Source organism: Marinactinospora rubrisoli, from assembly GCF_042664915.1.
GTDB lineage: Bacteria > Actinomycetota > Actinomycetes > Streptosporangiales > Streptosporangiaceae > Marinitenerispora > Marinitenerispora rubrisoli.
On sequence record NZ_JBHTBH010000011.1, the window covers coordinates 89698 to 105407 of the forward strand.

The window sequence follows — 15710 nt, forward strand, 5'->3', positions numbered from 1 at the left end:
GGCCGCCGCCGCAGGAGGACGACGGCCATCCCGTCAACCGGGAACGGGTCCGCTGCCCTCCACGCGCGCTGCCTCCCATCCGGACTTTCACCGTCGGTACCGGAATTCCACCGGTTCCACCGGCCGATGGATTCGGCCGGGTCGCGGACTGTCACCGCCGGTTCGGACTTTCACCGACCCCGGAGCACGCGTGTCAACGTCTCGGTCAACCAGTCTGCCACGGGCGGCATTCCCGGCCGGATGTCGGGTCGCTCACACGGGCGGGCGCCGCGCCACGGTCACCCGGCGGCGGTGTGCGAGGCCGCGCGTTCGGCCTGCGCACGCAGCGCCTCGACGGCACCGGCCCGGTCCTCGGCCCCATAGACGGCGGACCCGGCGACGAACACGTCCGCGCCCGCCTCGGCGCAGCGCTCGATGGTGTCCGCACTGACGCCCCCGTCGACCTGCAGCCACACGGCGCCCGCACGCCCCCGGATGAGCTCACGGGCACGCCGGATCTTGGGGAGGACAATGTCGAGGAACCGCTGCCCGCCGAAGCCGGGCTCGACCGTCATGAGCAGCAGCATGTCGAACTCGGGCAGCAGGTCGGCGTAGGGCTCCACGGGCGTGGCCGGATTCAACGCCAGCCCGGCCCGCGCCCCGGCCGCCCGGATGGACCGGAGCGTGCGCACCGGGGCCTTGGCCGCCTCGGCATGGATGGTGACGCTGCCGGCTCCGGCCTCCGCGTACGCCGGTGCCCACCGGTCGGGGTCCTCGATCATCAGGTGGCAGTCCAGCGGAAGCGCGGCGGCCTTGCGCAGCGCCTCGACGATCGGAAGTCCCAGCGTCAGGTTGGGCACGAAGTGGTTGTCCATCACGTCGACGTGCAACCAGTCGGCGGAGGTGGCGACCGCCGCCGCCTCGTCGGCAAGGTGGGCGAAGTCGGCGGCGAGGATGCTGGGAGAGATCTGGATGGCCACGGCACCGAGTGTAGATCGTGGCGGGTAAGGCGGCGTCCTCAGACGCCGAGGTGGAAGGGCGGATGGTGGAGTGAGGGTGGGGCAACGAGCCGACGGGGTCTTCGGGGGTGCGGGTGCGTTGGATGCGCATTCGAGGATTTTCAAAGTGCTCGTGAGGCGGGCTCGGTCCTGATAGCGTCCCAGGTCGTCAAGAGTGCGCCCCGCGTACGCGGGGATGACCCCGCCTCGTCGGGATTCAGCGACGGAACCGTCACGTGCGCCCCGCGTGCGCGGGGATGACCCCGTGGCCGGGCTGTACCCGCACGACTGTGCGATGTGCGCCCCGCACACGCGGGGATGACCCCATGACCGTGGCCCCGAGGAGTACCGGCACGAGGTGCGCCCCGCACACGCGGGGATGACCCCGGGTGCCCCAGAGGGAGAGGCCGGGCGGCTCTGTGCGCCCCGCGTACGCGGGGGATGACCCCGGGCTGGCGTGGTCGCTCGCGGAAAGCGGCCAGTGCGCCCCGCGTACGCGGGGATGACCCCTCGTTGTACGGCGTCTTGGTCGTGCCGTAGTAGTGCGCCCCGCATGCGCGGGGATGGTGGGCATGGGGCGGTCGCGTGACTGGACTCTGCTGTTGCGTCCCGCACCCGGGGGACGACGTCACGACTTCTGACAGCCGTACCGCGCACGTTAGGTCGGCTGCTTCCCCGGTCGGCAGCGCGTGGAGCGGCTGTGTCCAGGGCGTCGAAGCATCGAGTCTCAGGTGCGGGCGTCGGCTGGTCCGCGTCGCCCGGGCCTGGAAGGGCGAGTCGGCATTCCGCTCCGTCCACGTCAACCTCGCTGAGGGGGAGACTTCGTCCTCCTGGACTGGCTGAGTCACCGTTCATTGGGAAAGTGGTCGAAAACGAGACCTCGCGCTGATAACGTCGCAGGTCAGCAAGACTGCTCCCCGCACGCGCGGGGATGGTCCCTCGACGGCCTCCCGGCCGTGGCCGGACTCGGCCTGCTCCCCGCACGCGCGGGGATGGTCCCCACCGAGCGGGCGGTGGCGGCGTCCAGGCCGTCTGCTCCCCGCACGCGCGGGGATGGTCCCGCCGGGTTGACGCCGACGACGACCGCGCCGGCCTGCTCCCCGCACGCGCGGGGATGGTCCCCGGCCTGATCTGGGCCGGGATCATCCTGGGGCCTGCTCCCCGCACGCGCAGGGATGACCGTGGCGCGGTATCGCCTGTCCAAGAGTCCATGTCGCGCGTCCCGCTCGATCGGCCGGGCAAGGTTGCGGCGCGCCGCCCGGCTGACGATGTGCGTGGGCAGGCATCGCCTGCGGTTCGGCGCGCGGCGCCGAACCGTGCGGCGTGGTGTTCCCCACGGCCATCTGGGACGGCGTTCCCAGGCGTGACCGAGACCGGTCGTCAAGACTTTCCGACCAAAGCAGGCGGGACGAGCCCGCATGCGGCCCGGCGACGCCTAGATCGCTGATGGGGTGTGCGCTCTCTTCGGTGGGCCTGAGCCATCCGGCCGTGCGGTGCGCGCACGCCCCGGACCCGCCACCAGACGTGCTCGTCCAGACGGCCGTGCGAAGTGGTGGGAAGGGCGTCCGGATGCCTCTTCACAGCCTGGCCGCGGGTGCCCGTCGCCAGGCCCGCGGCCGGTTCAGCGAACCCCCATCGACCATCAAGCCGGTGTGCCGGAAGAGCTCGGTGACCGCCACGATCTCCGGCACGCCGTCCCAGCCCGGCTCCGCCGGCCGCGCCGATCGGGCCGCCGCCGTCGGACGGTCAGACCCGCCGCAGCAGCGCCAGGAACATCGCGTCGGTCCCGTGCCGGTGCGGCCAGAACTGCACGTAGTCTCCGGCCGCCGCGTCCGGCGCCTCCGTCAGGTGGTCGGCCGCCCGGATCGCGGCCACGTCGGTTCGCTCGGCGCGCACCGCGTCCACGATCCCCCGCGTCTCCGGCAGGTGCGGCGAGCACGTCACGTACGCCACCACTCCGCCACGCCGCGTGGAGTCCAGGGCCCGGTGGAGGAGCGCGCGCTGTAGCGGGGCCAGTTCCTCGGCGGTCTGCGGGGTGCGGCGCCAGCGCGCTTCCGGGCGGCGGCGGAGGGCGCCGAGGCCGGTGCAGGGCACGTCCACCAGAACCCGGTCGAACGCCGCCTCCCGCCAGGCCGGGCGGGTGGAGTCGGCGACGACGACCCGTGCGGCGTCGCGCACCGAGCGGCGTACCGCGCTGGCGACCAGTCCGGCGCGGGCCGGTTGCAGTTCGGCGGCGAGCAGGTGGGCCTCTCGCTGCCCCGCCAGCCCGGCCAGCAGGCCGGCCTTGCCGCCGGGGCCCGCGCACATGTCCAGCCATCTGGCGTCGGTGCCCTCGACCGGGACCCGGGCCAGGGCGAGCGCGACCAGTTGGCTCGCCTCGTCCTGGACGGCGGCGCGCCCCTGCCGGACCGGGCGCAGCGCGGCCGGGTCCCCCTCGGGCAGGTAGGCGGCGTACGGGGAGTACCGCGCCTCGGCGGCGCCCTCGGAGACGAGGTCGGCCACGGCGGCCCGGCCCGGCTTGGCGACCAGCGTCACGCGCGGCCGCTCGTTGTGCGCCGCGAGCAGCCGCTCCGTCTCCGCCAGCCCGCCGTCCGGCCGCTCCCCCAGCGCGGCGGCCAGCGCCTCCACGATCCAGCGCGGGTGGCTGTGCACGACCGCGAGATGCCCGGCCCGGTCCGTCTCCGCCGCGGGGGCGACGATGGCCAGCCACTCGTCCAGGTCACGGACGCTGACCTTGCGCAGGACGGCGTTGGCGAACTTGGCACGGTGCTGGCCGACCACACGCCGGGCGAGGTCGACGGTGGCGCTGACGGCCGCGTGCGGCGGGATCTTGGTGCTGAGCAGCTGGTGCGCGCCGAGCCGCAGCAGCGGCAGCACCTCGGCGTCGACCGAGCGCAGCGAGCGGTCCACGCACGCGTCCAGGATCGCGTCGTAACTGCCCTGGCGGCGCAGGGTGCCGTAGGTCAGCTCGGTGGCCAGCGCGGCGTCCCGGCCGGTGACGCCGCGGTCCCGGAGCTGGGCGGGGAGCAGCAGGTTGGCGTAGGCGTCCCGGGTGTCCACCGCGCGCAGGACGTCGTAGGCGACCCGCCGCGCCGGGTCCTTCGGGGTCGGCGGCGTCGCCGGCCGCCGCTGGCCGCGGCGCGTGGAGCGGTAGGGCGAACGGGGACGGTCGGTCACGGTGAATCAGCCTCACGCGGGGTGTACGGGATCGGTCCGGCGGCCGCCCGGCCTGGTGACGGGCGTCCTGGGTCCATTCTCCCAGTGTCGGGCAGGTGGTGGCCGCCGCCCGGGAAACAGGACGGGCGAGCCGGTCGCCCGGTTCCCGGCGCGACGATGCCGGCGGTGCGCGTTGCCGGGATTGACGAGGCACCGCAACCGTAACTACTCTCGTTGCAGTTCGATGGCGCGGCGGAGTGCACGGGAGGCACGGTGGGGCTCAGCAGCAGGAGCGCGGTCGCGATCCACGCGCTCACGATGATGGGGCGCTGGAGCGAGCGCTCGCTGACCTCCGCGGAGATCGCCGACAGCCTGGAGAGCAATCCGGTCCTCGTGCGGCGCATCCTCGGCAGTCTGCGGGACGCCGGCCTGGTGTGGTCCACCGAGGGGCGCGGTGGCGGCTGGTCACTGGCCCGCCCCCCACGCGAGATCACGCTCCACGACGCGTTCGCCGCCGTGGAGGCGGGGCCGATCCTGTCACGGCACCCCCATCCGCCCAGCGCCGAGTGCGAGGTCGGGCGCAACATGCAGGCGCTGCTCGAAGTGGAGTTTCGGGACGCCGAACGAGCCATGGAAGAACGACTCAGCCGGACGACGATCGCCCACCTGGTCCAGCGGGTGCTGGACACCGAGCGCGAACTCGGGCTGGTTCGTTAACCGAGCAACGGCGGAGGCGGGTCCTCCGCCTTTCTCATGGCATAACTGTAACCGTCACAGTGCCAGTTAATCACCCGATAGGAGCGCCGAATGCCCCCCGAACCGCCCACGACCGAACGACCCCCCTCTGCGCCGGCCCTGTTGGCGGTGCTCACGACGACCCTGCTCATCACGGTCATCGCCAGCGACATGGTCAACCTCGTGCTCCCGTCGATCGGAGCGGAATTCGGGGCTTCCGAGGCGGAACTCGCCTGGGTCGTCACCGGCTTTCTGCTGACGTTCTCGGTGGGGGTCCCCCTCTACGGCCGCGTCTCCGACCGGGTGAGCCTGCGGCGGCTCTTCGGGTTCGCCCTGCTGGCCTACGCCGCCGGAAGCCTGATCTGCGCGCTCGCCCCGGACCTCCTCGTGCTCGTGCTCGGGCGGATCGTGATGGGCGTGGGCGCGGCCGCTATACCCGTGCTCTCGGTCGTCGCCGTCACCCGATTGCTGCCGGCGGACAAGCGCGGCATGGCGATCGGCGTCATCTCCGCGGCCTCGGGTGTCGGTACCGCCGCCGGGCCGGCAGTCGGCGGCGGGATCGGCCAGTACCTCGGCTGGCCCGCGCTGTTCTGGCTCATGCTCGGTGCCGCGCTGGTCCTGCTCCCCGCCGCGCTGCGCGTGCTCCCGGGCGAGGCTCCGGCGGGCACGGGCCGCTTCGACCTTCCCGGCGGCATCCTCCTGGGCCTGGGCGCCGGGCTGCTGCTCTTCGGCATGACCCAGGCCCAGGTCGCGGGCCCGGCAGTGCCCTCGACCTGGGGCGGTCTCGCGGTGGCGGTCGTGGCGATCGGGCTCTTCGGGTGGCGCACCGCCTGCGTGGCGAACCCGTTCGTCCCACCCGCGCTGTTCACCAACCGGGTCTACCGCGCCGCGGTCGTCGTCGCGTTCCTGGCCATGACCGCCAACCTCGGCGGCCTGGTGTTCGTTCCGCTGCTGCTGGTCGACGTCAACGGTCTCACCCCGGGGGCGGGGGCGCTGGTCATGATCCCGGCCGGGATCGCCGTCGCCGTCATCTCGCCGTTGATCGGCCGCCTCGCCGACCGTATTGGCACCCGCCCCCTGGTCCTGGCGGGCCTGGCGGCCATGGGGGTCTCCGCCCTGTTCCTCTCCGGTTCCGCCGGAGATACGTCGGTGATCCCGGCGGGTGCCGGGATTCTCGGGCTCAGCGTCGGCTTCATCTGCGTGCTGACCCCGATCATCAGCGCCGCGGCGAGCGCGCTACCGGCCGGCCAGACCGGCGTCGGGCTCGGGATCCTGCAAGGTGCCCAGTTCCTCGGCGCCGGCGCCGGGCCCGCCCTCTTCGGCGTGCTGGTGTCCGCGAGGCAGCAGAGCGGCGGCGGCGCCGTCAACCCCTTGTACGCCGGTCACGAGGGCGCCGCGTTCTCCGACGCCTTCCTGGCCATGGTGGTGGTCGTCGTCCCGGCTCTGGTCGTGGCCTACCGGATGCGCCCCGCAGCGGTCCCCGCGACCGTGCCGTCCCGCGACGCCGGCACCGTGCGCTAGGACCCGGCCGGGGACCGCGCCCCGGTCCGCGCCTCCTTACTCCGCCCCGAGGAGGTCCCCCTCCCCCGGCCGGACGCCGCGCGCCCACTCCACCGCCGTCATCCGGCGCTTGCCCTGCGGCTGCACCTCGCCCAGTTCGACCGGGTGGGTTGCGGTGCCCACCAGCACCCGGTGCTTGCCGGCGGCGACACGGCCCGGAGGCAGCGGATCGGCGTCCGGGGCGGGGGCCACCGGGCCGAGTTTGAGGCGGCCGCCCCGGAAGGTGGTCCAGGCGCCCGGCGCCGGGGTGCAGGCCCGGACCACGCGGTCCACCCGCAGCGCCGGCGCGGTGAAGTCGACGCGGGCGTCCTCGGTGGTGATCTTGGGGGCGTGCGAGACGCCCTCGGTGCTCTGCGGGCGGGCGACCAGTTCGCCCGCCTCGATCCCGTCGAGGGTGCGCACGAGCAGTCCCGCGCCCGAGTGGGCGAGCCGGTCCAGCAGGTCGCCGCTGGTGTCAGTGGGGCGGATCGGCTCGGTCAGCACGCCGAACACCGGTCCGGAGTCCAGGCCCGCCTCGATCTGGAAGGTCGCCGCCCCCGTGACGTCGTCACCGGCGAGCACCGCGTGCTGCACGGGTGCCGCCCCGCGCCAGGCCGGCAGCAGGGAGAAGTGCAGGTTCACCCAGCCGTGCCGCGGAATGCCCAGCGCCTCCTCGCGGAGCAGCGCGCCGTAGGCGACCACCGGGCAGCAGTCCGGGCCGATCTCCCGCAGCCGGTCGAGGAAGTCCGGGTCGCTCGCCTTCTCCGGCTTGAGGACCTCGATCCCCGCCTCGGCCGCCAGCCGGCCGACCGGACTCACCGATATCCGCCGCCCCCGCCCGGCGCCCGCGTCCGGTCGCGTGACGACCGCGGCGACGTCGTGACGCGACTCCAGCAGCGCGCGCAGCGACGGCACCGCCGCCTCGGGTGTTCCGGCGAAGACCAGCTTCATGCATGCCCCCAACGGCTCGGATGATCTCGGATGACGACGTCACGCCGAGCCTAGCCGCAGCGGGTGCGCACGCCCGGTCGCCGACGGTATGCGGAATGCGATGCCGGACTGATGCGGACCTCCAAGAAGGGCGGCGAAAACTCGGCGGCACCGCCGATCGCCTGAGGATCCGGCACGGCGTACTATGCCGCACAGCACACCGTCCGGCGGTACGGGGACCCGGCGGCGCGCCCTCCGGCACGTCGTCGTTCCGCCGTCGCGGCGATCCCGTCCGGCTGACCGGCCCCGTTACCGCGTGCCCCGTGTCCCTGGGCTCTGAGCGGCGGCGTCGTGGTTGCGCGACCTCGTTTCCGGTCCGCCAGCCTCTGCTTCCCCCTCACCCCATAAGAGGAGTCACCGGAATGGCCACTGAGCAGTCCGAACAGTCGCTGGCGGAGAGAGCGGCGGAGGAGAGATTTCAGGAGGCGCTGCGTCCGACGACAGGGCGATCAAGAGCCCCCATCTTCCCCGTCTACCTCGAGGTCGTGGCCGCCGTCGGCTCCGACGCGGACCCGGCGATCGAGAACGTCGTCGGCCAGCTCGGCAAAAGAGGTGCCGTGGTGGTCGCCGACGAGCGCGACCTGATGCGGCAGGATCCGGCCTGGCTGGACGCCGTGCGCTCCGACTCCGGCGAGGGCTGGGACGCGGCCCGGGAACGCGCGGCGCGCGCCGCCGCCGATCTCGCCACCCGGGCGCGGGAGGAGGGGCTGCACTTCGTCCGCGTCACTGACGGCGCCAGCGAAGCCGCGTACCGGATCGGCGCGGAGCAGCGCGCGGAGTTCGCGAACGCCACCGGCTGGAGCCTGCAGCAGCTGACCGTGGTGCCCAGCAGCCACGTCGGGTACGCGACGGCCGCGGCACAGCGGGTGAACGACGCGGTGAGCGTCGCCGGCGACGATGGCGCGCAGCGGATCAGGATCCCGGACCTCCCGGCGTACGAGGAGGATCTGCGGCGGGCGGCCGACCGCGCCGTGACACCGGGCAAGGACACCGATTTCGAGCGGTCCGGCATCGTCGCGAACGGGCGGGTCCGGCCCTTCGTGACCGCCACGAGAGAACGGACCCCCGAGTCCTCGCTGGCGGCGAGCGCCCAGGAGGCGACGGAGCGCAACCCGCAGCGGCTGCTCGGGCAGCACCGCAGGGACGGCCGGTACGTCCAGGGCGTGATGGAGGAGCTGCGGACGCACGAGCAGGTTGACAACGCGTCCAGCGTCCGCAAGCTCGCCCAGGAGTACAGCGGCGCCAACCAGGCCGCGGACGCCTGGGGCCCGCAGCAATCGGGCGTACTGGGCCGGATGGCGGGTGCGGCCGTCAAGGTGACCGACGCGGTGAGCGGGGCCAAGCGCAGCAGCCACAAACCGTCCACGGTCCGGGTCGAGCGGGCCACCGACTCCAGCAAGCAGCAGCACGGGCACGGCATCTGACCGGCCGCTGAACAGATCGAGCGAAGACCGGTACCACAGGGAGATGCACATGGCCATTGAGACCTCCACCGAGCTGGACGGGATCTTCGACGGGACCGGCGACCGCGGCCCGGCCGACCCCGCTCCCGCGCTCGACCGGATGAGGGCCCGCGACACGGTCAACATCGCCATTGCGAAGCTGAACGCGCGGCGGATCGAGGGCTACGTCAACGGCGACACCGACCTCGTCGACCGCACCACCGCGGAGATCGCGCGGGCCTACGGGGTGCTGCACACGCTTCGCACGCTCAAGGGCGCACGCGTGCGCGAGGTCCACGCGCAGTACCAGAAGTTCTGTCGTTCCATCCCCGCCGTCGCCCCCGAAACCCTCGACAGATACGCGAAACTGCTCGCCCAGGACGAGGCGGGCGCGCGGTAGCGCACCGCGGGCCACCGGCGGTCCCGGCTCCGAGCATCCCCATCCCGCTCGGGGCCGGGACCGGGCGCGGCGGCGCCGGGCTTCTTCCTTTCCCCGTGTCCGGCGGGGAGGCCGGGCGACGGCACGTCGCTCCTGGTAGACCGGAGACAGGCCGCACCGGTCGATCACGAGGAGGATCCGGAATGACCCCCGAGCAGCTGCGCTCGCACTGCCTCTCCCTGAACGCGGCCGTGGAGGACTTCCCGTTCCCCCGTCACCCGGACATCGCGACGTTCAAGGTGCTCGGCAAGATCTTCGCGCTGACCACCCTGGACGCGCGCCCCTTCAAGGTGAACCTCAAGTGCGATCCGGAGGACGCGATCCGCCTCCGCGGCGAGCACCCGGACCTGATCCTCCCGGGCTGGCACATGAACAAGCGGCACTGGAACACGGTGGTGCTGGACGGCGGGCTGCCGGATCGGCTCGTCCGGGAGCTCATCGAGGATTCCTACGACCTGGTGGTGGCGGGGCTCCCACGGGCTGAGCGCCTGCGCCTGGACCGTCCCTGAGCCCCTGGCGGCCGGCGACATCGACCGCCCAGCGCACGGCGAGGGAGACGTGCGGGTCGGGATGGAACTCGAACAGCAGCCGCAGGGCGCGGTCGCGGTCGGGGTGGTCGGTGGCGGGGATGCGGGCGATCAGGCCGAGGTCGCGACGGTGTACCAGCCGGCCGAGCAGGCGCATGAAGTCGTCGGGCCCACGGTGTTCGGCGAGGGCGGCCACCGCGTCGGCCAGCAGCCAGCCGCGGTCGGTCTCGGTGAGGTCGCGGACCGGGTCGAATCCGCGGTCGTGCAGCCACTCGCGGCAGTGCCGCCACATCAGCGGCTCGGCCAGCCCGGCGCGGACGGCGGGTTCGGCGGGACGGCCGAGCCGGCGGAGCAGCGCGACCGCCATCCCGCGCCGGCCGCATCCCGCCCTGCCTCCGGCGGCGACGAGTTCGGCGGCGGCCTGCCGTTCGGAGCGCTGCCGCAGCCAGCCCACGAACTCCGCGAGCCGGTCGGCCTCGCTGTAGCCGACCAGCACGTCGGCGAGCTCCGCCGCGTCGGCGGTGGCGTAGTCCCCGATCACCGGGGCGGTCATGCCGGCCTCGGTGAGCAGCTGGTTCATGGCCCACCGGCCGAGGCCGGTGAGTTCGACGGTGCCGCCCTGGTGCAGGAGGACGGCGCCGTGGCGGGCGAGCGCGGCGAGCGACCGGTACACGGCGAACTCGGCCACGGCGCGCAGGCGGGCGCGCTGGCCGTCGCGGATCAGCCCGTCCATGGCGGCGTCGGCGAGCACGTCCGTGACGAGCCGCGCGACCCGCGGTTCGAGCTGGGCGGCCCGGCCGGAGTGGTAGAGCTCGAACGTCAGCTCGCCGAGGACGCGCTCGGCGACGTGGTAACCGGTGTGGTCGTGCTCGCCGCAGTACTCCGCGAACCCGCTGGCGCGCACGTAGACGGCGAGCCAGCTGCGCAGTGCGGCGGTGTCGGAGTCGTCGATCTCGGTGACGTGCGCCCGCGCCTCGCCGGTGCCGGGCTCCGGGACGATCGCGAGGAGACCGGCGTCCAGCGCCATGGACCACAGGCGCACGAGTTCGGGCCGGCGGCCGTCGAAGCTGGTCGCGCAGTCGTCCAGGAGCCCGAGCGCGGCGGCCGCGGCTCTGGCGTCGTCGGGGGCCAGCACCCCGCCGACGACACGGGGGCGGTGCGCCTCGGCCCATCTGCGCATGGCCCACGCCTCGCGCAGCAGCGGTGAGACGCGGGCCGTGGCGGCGAGTTCGGCGTCGGGCGGCAGCCGCACGGGCGGCAGGAGGGTGGCGTGGGCGGCCCGCAGGGGTACGGGGAGGTTCGGCTGTCTCCGCGCCTGCGCGGGCACCGCGGGTGGGCCGTCCGGGCGGACGCCCGGCCCGGGGTTCCGGCGCAGCCAGGAGCGCACGGCCGCGGCGTCGGCGATGTCGACGCCGTCGCTGGTCATGGCGTTGAGGATCTCGCGCTCGTAGGCGGCGAAGCTCGTGTGTCCCGTCACCCGCCCAGCGTGGCATGGCGACCACTGAGCGTGAGGGCGTTTGCGGCATTGCATCCGACCCGGCCGGACCGGAACGACCCTCACCACGCGCCCGTATCCTCGCCACTCGGCACGCCCGCCCGCCCGCGTCGCGCTGTCCGCGCGCTCTGGTAAGACTGGCAGTGACTTCCATCCCCCGAGAGAGGGGGAATCCCCGTCCGCCCTTACGGGATCAGTGGCGCGCACCGCGTCTCCCGCGCGGCGGGGCGTCCGCCGCACGGCCGCCTGGAAGGAGGCCCTTGCCGTCTCACGCCGGTTTCCCGGACATCACCGGGGTCCTTCGCGGCTGCGGCGCGGCCGGTCCCGAGGATGTCGTTCGCCGCGTTGACGTCCCGGTCGTGCCGGGCGCGGCCGGTGGGGCGCACGCGGCCCGGATCGGCACCGGGCTCGCCTCCCGCCGTCTCCCGGGGCTCGGGGGCATCGGTGTCCGCCACGCCGGATCGGGTGTAGCGCGCGCGCTTCGGGGAACCGGGGTTCGTGTAGCGCGGGTACCCGCCGCGACCTGCGGCGACGTTCGCGAACACCGCATGCTGACGATGACGTGTCCGCTGAAGCGGAACGAACGAGACCTCGGACGGGAGCACGGACGCTTCGCATCCCGTCCCGTGCGTCGGCATGGCGTCGGCCGGCGCGTTCGGGCGCTGCTCGCCCCGCTCGCGGTAGCCGGCACGGCGCCGTCCGGGCGGCTCGTTCCCCACCGGGCGCGCGCGGCCGGAGACCACCGTCCGGCCGGACGCCGGGGAGCGTTTCCTCGCCCCGCGCGGCATGTCCCGCCGCGCCCGGCCACGGGGGCGGTCCGATGAGCGCGCGGTCCGAGCCCGGCGAGGGGCTGCTGTTCGACCTCCCGCGCGCGAAGGAGAAGGCACGGGCAGCGGGCCGGAAGCCTCCCCCGCGGCGCCGCCCGGCGGCGGAACTCTCGGTGGCGCGGGTGATCGTGGACATCCCGCTGCCGCACCTGGACTCTCCGTTCGACTACCGCGTGCCCAGCACCATGGACGCCGACGCGGTGCCCGGCTGCCGGGTGCGGGTGCCCTTCAAGGGGCAGCACCTCGACGGTTTCCTGCTGGAGCGGGTTGCGGAGTCGGAGTTCCGCGGCCGGCTGGAGTACCTGGACGCGGTGGTGTCCGCCGAGCCGGTGCTCTCCCCCGAGATCCGCGACCTGGCCCGCGCGGTCGCCGACCGCTACGCCGGCACGCTCATCGACGTGCTCCGGCTGGCGATCCCGCCCCGGCACGCCCGGGTGGAGAAGGCGCCGGCGGAGCCCCCCGATCTTCCCCCGCTCACGGCGCCGGAGCCGGGCCCGTGGCGGGACTACCCGGCCGGTCCGGGATTCCTGGCCGCGCTGCGGGACGGCGGCGCGCCGCGGGCCGTGTGGAGCGCGCTGCCCGGCCCCGACTGGGCGGACGCGGTAGCGGTCGCGGTGGCGAGCACGGTGGCGGCCGGGCGCGGCGCGGTCGTCGTCGCCCCGGACGGCCGCGACGTCGAGGTGCTGGACGCCGCGCTGCGCTCCCGGCTCGGCGCGAACCGGCACGTGGCCCTCACCGCGAGCCTCGGCCCCGAGGAGCGGTACCGGCGCTGGCTGGCCGTGCGGCGCGGGCACGTCCCCGCGGTGGTGGGCACCCGGGCGGCCATGTTCGCCCCCGTCCACGATCTCGGGCTGGCCGTGGTGTGGGACGACGGAGACGACGTGCACAGCGATCCGCACGCGCCGTACCCGCACGCCCGCACGGTGCTGTCCATGCGGGCGCACCGCAGCGACGCGGCGCTGCTCGTCGGCGGTTTCACCAGCACCACGGACGGCCTGGCGCTCGTGGAGTCGGGCTGGGCGCGCCCGCTGGCCGCCCCCCGCGAGGTGCTGCGCGGCCGGGCGCCGGTGATCCGCGCGGCCGGCGACGACGCCGAGCTGGCGCGGGACGAGGCGGCGCGCTCGGCCCGGCTGCCCAGCGTGGCCCTGCGGGTGGCGCGCGAGGCGGCCCGCAACGGGCCGGTGCTCGTCCAGGTGCCGCGCCGCGGCTACCTCAACTCGCTGGCCTGCGCGCGCTGCCGGGCGCCGGCCCGCTGCCCCGGCTGCCAGGGGCCGCTGGCGCTGCGCAGCGCCCACGCTATGCCGTACTGCCGGTGGTGCGGGCGCATCGCGGGCGAGTGGCGCTGCCCGGACTGTGAGCACGCCCGGCTGCGGGCCAGCGTCGTGGGCGCGCGGCGGACGGCCGAGGAACTGGGCCGGGCGTTCCCGTCGCTGCCGGTCCGCACGTCCGGCCGGGAGGAGGTGCTGACCGAGGTCGGCGAGCGGCCGGCGCTCGTGGTGGCCACCCCGGGCGCCGAGCCACGGGCGGCGGGCGGTTACGCCGCCGCGCTGCTCCTGGATGGCTGGGCGCTGCTCGGCCGCGCCGACCTGCGTGCGTCGGAGGAGGCGCTGCGGCGGTGGTGCAACGCCGCCGCACTGGTCCGGCCGGCCGGTGAGGGCGGCCAGGTGATCGTGCTCGCCGATGCCGCGCTGCCGGTCACGCAGGCGTTCATCCGGTGGGACCCCATGGGCTTCGCGGAGCGGGAGCTGGCCGAGCGCCGGGAGCTCGGCTTCCCGCCCGCGGTGACGATGGCGTCGGTCACCGGGGAGGCGGCGCACGTCCGGGAGCTGGTGGACGAGCTGACGCTGCCCGAGGACGCCGAACTGCTCGGCCCCGTGCCGGTCCTCGGGGCGCCGGAGTCCGCCGGGACGGAACGCGCCCTGCTCCGGGTCCCGCGCGGCGGCGCCCGGCGGCTGTCCGCGTCCCTCAAGGCCGCCGCGGCCGCCCGCAGCGCCCGCAAGGACGACCGGCTCGCGCAGGTGCGGGTGGATCCGCTCGACGTGGTGTGAGCGGCCCCGCCCTCCCGGTCGGGCGAAAACCCGTGGCGGCACCGCCACACGCCGCTCTACGCTGCCGGACATCTCCGGGGGCGGCGTTCCGTCTCCGGTCTCGCGTGACGGGGAGGTGACGGATGCGGCATTCCACCGACGAGTTCGCCCGGCTGGCGGAGCGCGGCACGATCCTGCGCTGCCAGGTCGGCTCCGGCGTGCACGGCACCGCCATCAGCGGGCAGGACGACCGCGACGAGATGGGGATCTGCGTCGAGCCGCCGGAGTACGTGGCGGGGCTGCGCCGCTTCGAGCAGTACATCTTCCGCACCGCCGGCGAGGGACGGCGCTCGGGGCCGGGTGACCTGGACCTCGTGGTGTACGCCCTGCGCAAGTGGATGCGCCTGGCCCTGGCCGGAAACCCCACGGTGCTGCTGCCGCTGTACGTGCCCGAGGCGGAGATCACGCACTGCACCGACCTGGGCCGCGAACTGCGCGCCGAGGGCCACCGTTTCGTCTCCCGCGACGCGGCCCGGCGGTTCCGCGGCTACCTGCGGTCGCAACGCGGCGGCCTCACCGGCGAGAACACCCGGCACGTCAACCGCCCCGAGCTGGTGGCCGCCTACGGTTTCGACACCAAGTACGCCTACCACATGGTCCGGCTGGGCGTGCAGGGCGTCGGCCTGCTGGAGACCGGCCACATGCCGGTGCCGGTCCCCGAGCCGTGGCGCACCTGGCTGCGCGACCTGCGCCAGGGCCGGCACACCAGGGAGGAGGCGCTGGAGGCGGCGGCGGACCTTGAGGCACGGCTGACGGAGTTGAGCGAGAGCCCGGACCTGCCCGAGCGGGCCGACTCCACCTGGGCGAACGCCTGGCTGGTGACGGCCCACGAGCGCACGTGGCAGGAGTGGGCGGCAGCAGCGGCGTAGCGCCGTCACGCGGACGGACACCGGTCGACCTCGAACCACACGGTGGTCCGCCCGTCGGGGCCGCGGAGCGTCCCCCAGCGGTCGGCGTAGTGATCGACCAGGAACAGCCCCAGCCCGCCGACCCGATCGGGGTCGGCGGGCTGGACGCGTGGGACGGCGGAGTCGTCGTCCGTGCCGTCATCGATCACCTTGACCTGGGTCCGGGCGGGGTCGGTCAGCTTGGCGACGGTGACCGTCACACCGCCGCCGGGCAGGCGGGAGCGGGTGTGGGTGACCGCGTTGTTGAAGAGTTCACTGGCGAGCTGTTCCAGCACCTCGCTCTCGTCGCGGGGCAACGCGGCGACGAACCGGACATGCCGCCGGAGCACGGCCGCCTGGGCCGGGTCCCCGGGGATGGTGATGGCGTAGCCGGTACCGGGGCTGGCGGAGCCGTCCAAGGCGACGGCGGCGCGGTCGGCCGATGTCGTGGCTCGGCGGGGAAGCGGGGTGACGTAATTGCCCTCGCGTTGTTCGTCGGAATTATCCGCGACTATGACGGTTGCACTCATTGGCGCGCCCCTTCAATTCATCCCATAACCAATGGAAACTCGCAGACCGGCAGTGAGTTCCATGGGCACCACCATGAAC

Annotated in this window: 12 protein-coding genes and 1 riboswitch; of the genes, 7 read left to right on the top strand and 5 right to left on the bottom strand. The window is 74.3% G+C overall.

Annotation, left to right across the window (positions count from 1 at the left end; all coding sequences use genetic code 11):
- Positions 1-61: 61 nt before the first annotated feature.
- Positions 62-192: riboswitch (FMN riboswitch) on the bottom strand.
- 86 nt (positions 193-278) lie between these two features.
- Both rpe and ACFQRF_RS21430 read right to left on the bottom strand, forming a co-directional pair.
- Positions 279-959: a ribulose-phosphate 3-epimerase gene (gene rpe / locus ACFQRF_RS21425; RefSeq protein ID WP_379872935.1), complete on the bottom strand. Its 681-nt coding sequence runs from the start codon at positions 957-959 to the stop codon at positions 279-281.
- A 1764-nt stretch (positions 960-2723) separates the two neighbouring features.
- Positions 2724-4154, bottom strand: coding sequence for an RsmB/NOP family class I SAM-dependent RNA methyltransferase (locus tag ACFQRF_RS21430; RefSeq protein WP_379872936.1), 1431 nt, complete (start codon positions 4152-4154; stop codon positions 2724-2726).
- 213 nt (positions 4155-4367) lie between these two features.
- Between ACFQRF_RS21430 and ACFQRF_RS21435 the strand changes: the two genes are divergently transcribed.
- Together ACFQRF_RS21435 and ACFQRF_RS21440 are read left to right on the top strand one after the other, a co-directional pair.
- On the top strand, positions 4368-4850 hold the full coding sequence (locus ACFQRF_RS21435) for an Rrf2 family transcriptional regulator (protein ID WP_379872937.1): 483 nt from the start codon (positions 4368-4370) through the stop codon (positions 4848-4850).
- Between the two features lie 90 nt (positions 4851-4940).
- Positions 4941-6389 (top strand): MFS transporter, encoded by a 1449-nt coding sequence (locus tag ACFQRF_RS21440; RefSeq protein ID WP_379872938.1) that lies wholly within the window; start codon positions 4941-4943, stop codon positions 6387-6389.
- A 36-nt stretch (positions 6390-6425) separates the two neighbouring features.
- Here ACFQRF_RS21440 and fmt read toward each other — a convergent pair whose 3' ends face one another.
- On the bottom strand, positions 6426-7358 hold the full coding sequence (fmt, locus tag ACFQRF_RS21445; RefSeq protein WP_379872939.1) for a methionyl-tRNA formyltransferase: 933 nt from the start codon (positions 7356-7358) through the stop codon (positions 6426-6428).
- Between the two features lie 401 nt (positions 7359-7759).
- Between fmt and ACFQRF_RS21450 the strand changes: the two genes are divergently transcribed.
- The 3 genes from ACFQRF_RS21450 to ACFQRF_RS21460 all read left to right on the top strand — a co-directional run bounded on the left by ACFQRF_RS21450 (position 7760) and on the right by ACFQRF_RS21460 (position 9787).
- Entirely contained in the window at positions 7760-8821 is a 1062-nt protein-coding gene (locus tag ACFQRF_RS21450) for a hypothetical protein (protein WP_379872940.1), read from the top strand.
- A 49-nt stretch (positions 8822-8870) separates the two neighbouring features.
- Complete coding sequence (locus ACFQRF_RS21455) at positions 8871-9239, top strand: hypothetical protein (protein WP_379872941.1); 369 nt, start codon at positions 8871-8873, stop codon at positions 9237-9239.
- A gap of 182 nt (positions 9240-9421) precedes the next feature.
- Complete coding sequence (locus ACFQRF_RS21460) at positions 9422-9787, top strand: MmcQ/YjbR family DNA-binding protein (RefSeq protein WP_379872942.1); 366 nt, start codon at positions 9422-9424, stop codon at positions 9785-9787.
- Here ACFQRF_RS21460 and ACFQRF_RS21465 read toward each other — a convergent pair.
- Positions 9714-11282, bottom strand: a complete 1569-nt coding sequence (locus tag ACFQRF_RS21465; RefSeq protein WP_379872943.1) for a hypothetical protein — start codon at positions 11280-11282, stop codon at positions 9714-9716. The genes ACFQRF_RS21460 and ACFQRF_RS21465 overlap by 74 nt on opposite strands.
- A gap of 838 nt (positions 11283-12120) precedes the next feature.
- On the opposite strand from ACFQRF_RS21465, the gene ACFQRF_RS21470 reads away from it, so the two are divergent.
- Positions 12121-14175 (top strand): primosomal protein N', encoded by a 2055-nt coding sequence (locus ACFQRF_RS21470; RefSeq protein WP_379872944.1) that lies wholly within the window; start codon positions 12121-12123, stop codon positions 14173-14175.
- A 122-nt stretch (positions 14176-14297) separates the two neighbouring features.
- Positions 14298-15083: a nucleotidyltransferase domain-containing protein gene (locus ACFQRF_RS21475; protein ID WP_379872945.1), complete on the top strand. Its 786-nt coding sequence runs from the start codon at positions 14298-14300 to the stop codon at positions 15081-15083.
- A 5-nt stretch (positions 15084-15088) separates the two neighbouring features.
- On the opposite strand, the gene ACFQRF_RS21480 is transcribed toward ACFQRF_RS21475, so the two are convergent.
- Positions 15089-15631 carry an ATP-binding protein gene (locus ACFQRF_RS21480; RefSeq protein WP_379872946.1) on the bottom strand — a complete coding sequence of 181 codons (543 nt, stop codon included), beginning with the start codon at positions 15629-15631 and terminating at the stop codon, positions 15089-15091.
- Between the last annotated feature and the right edge of the window lie 79 nt (positions 15632-15710).

Excerpts from the sequence above, each read along its gene's own strand:
- fmt (WP_379872939.1), bottom strand. The coding sequence starts at position 7,358 with ATGAAGCTGGTCTTCGCCGGAACACCCGAGGCGGCGGTGCCGTCGCTG.
- ACFQRF_RS21450 (WP_379872940.1), top strand. The coding sequence starts at position 7,760 with ATGGCCACTGAGCAGTCCGAACAGTCGCTGGCGGAGAGAGCGGCGGAG.
- ACFQRF_RS21470 (WP_379872944.1), top strand. The coding sequence starts at position 12,121 with ATGAGCGCGCGGTCCGAGCCCGGCGAGGGGCTGCTGTTCGACCTCCCG.
- ACFQRF_RS21460 (WP_379872942.1), top strand. The coding sequence starts at position 9,422 with ATGACCCCCGAGCAGCTGCGCTCGCACTGCCTCTCCCTGAACGCGGCC.
- ACFQRF_RS21440 (WP_379872938.1), top strand. The coding sequence starts at position 4,941 with ATGCCCCCCGAACCGCCCACGACCGAACGACCCCCCTCTGCGCCGGCC.
- ACFQRF_RS21480 (WP_379872946.1), bottom strand. The coding sequence starts at position 15,631 with ATGAGTGCAACCGTCATAGTCGCGGATAATTCCGACGAACAACGCGAG.
- ACFQRF_RS21455 (WP_379872941.1), top strand. The coding sequence starts at position 8,871 with ATGGCCATTGAGACCTCCACCGAGCTGGACGGGATCTTCGACGGGACC.
- ACFQRF_RS21475 (WP_379872945.1), top strand. The coding sequence starts at position 14,298 with ATGCGGCATTCCACCGACGAGTTCGCCCGGCTGGCGGAGCGCGGCACG.